The organism is Kitasatospora sp. NPDC089913 (assembly GCF_044748625.1).
Lineage (GTDB): Bacteria > Actinomycetota > Actinomycetes > Streptomycetales > Streptomycetaceae > Kitasatospora.
On record NZ_JBIVGI010000068.1, the window covers coordinates 1 to 1,034 of the forward strand.

Annotated in this window: 1 protein-coding gene and 1 pseudogene; both read right to left on the minus strand. The window is 72.1% G+C overall.

Annotated elements, in window-relative coordinates:
• Nucleotides 1-43: 43 nt before the first annotated feature.
• The gene (locus ACIPYS_RS40175) at nt 44-778 is read right to left on the minus strand and encodes a DUF742 domain-containing protein (RefSeq protein ID WP_400755575.1); all 735 of its coding nucleotides are present in this window, start codon (nt 776-778) and stop codon (nt 44-46) included.
• Between the two features lie 161 nt (nt 779-939).
• Nucleotides 940-1,034: pseudogene (locus tag ACIPYS_RS40180) on the minus strand (roadblock/LC7 domain-containing protein); the annotation flags it as partial.

Consider the following 1,034-nt stretch of genomic DNA (forward strand, 5'->3'; position numbering starts at 1 on the left):
GACGATCTTCGCGGAGGTGGTCGCGCGGGTGGGGGCGGCCGCGTTAGAGCTTGCGAAGTCCACTGAGGACCCTTTCGAGCAGCGTGACGTCGGGCTGGTTTCCGGTTTCGCCGCCGGAAGCGGGCTGGTGGATGGCGACGAGGCCGGCCTCGGCCAGGTCGGCCACGAGGATCCGGGCCACTCCCAGGGGAAGGGAGAGCAGCGCCGAGACCTCGGCCACGGACTTCACCTCGGTGCACAGGGTGCAGATCCGCTGGTGTTCCGGCAGCAGGGTGGCCAGTCGCTGCGGATCCACGTCGGCGGAGACGAGCGCCTCCAGGGCGAGCTCGTACCGGGGCCGGGTCCGTCCGCCGGTCATCGCGAACGGGCGGATCAGCGGGCCGCTGTCCGGCTCGTCCTCGTAGTCGTCGTACCCGGACCGGGACGGTCCGCCGGGCTGCTGCCCGGCCGACTGCCCGGCAGCCGGTCCGCGACCGGGGAGGTGGCCGGACTGCTGCCCGCCCGCCCCGCCCGGATATCCGGCCGGAGGAGCGTCGTACGAGGGCCGGGGCTGGGTGTACTGGTCGTACTGCCCCGGCGGGTACGGCTGGCCGTAGGCCGGCTGTCCGTAGGGACGGCCGTGCTGCTGGCCGTGCTGCTGGCTTTGCTGCTGCTGGCCGGGGAGCGGCTGGCCGTACTGCTGACCGTGGCCGACGACGCCGGGTGTTCCGAAGGCGTCGTGGCCCGTGCCAGGGTACGGAACGCCGTACTGGCCGCTGCGGTCGTCGGGCGGTGTCACGGTTCCTCTCCTCACAAGGTGCGGCGGTGCGGTGCGAGCTCGGGCACGAGTCCTGAGCCAGTGGTGCGAAGGCCGTACAACGTCCGAACCCGAGCCCGCCGAAGCGGGCCCGGGACGGACGTGGAGGTGCTTCGAATACCTGGACGGTATCCGACGAACCGTCAGTGCAGGAGACTGCCCTGGAGTTCTGCGCGGAGTGCGGGGGTGAGGACCGCGCCGGCGCGGTCGACGAGGAGGGCCATCTCGTAGCCGACCA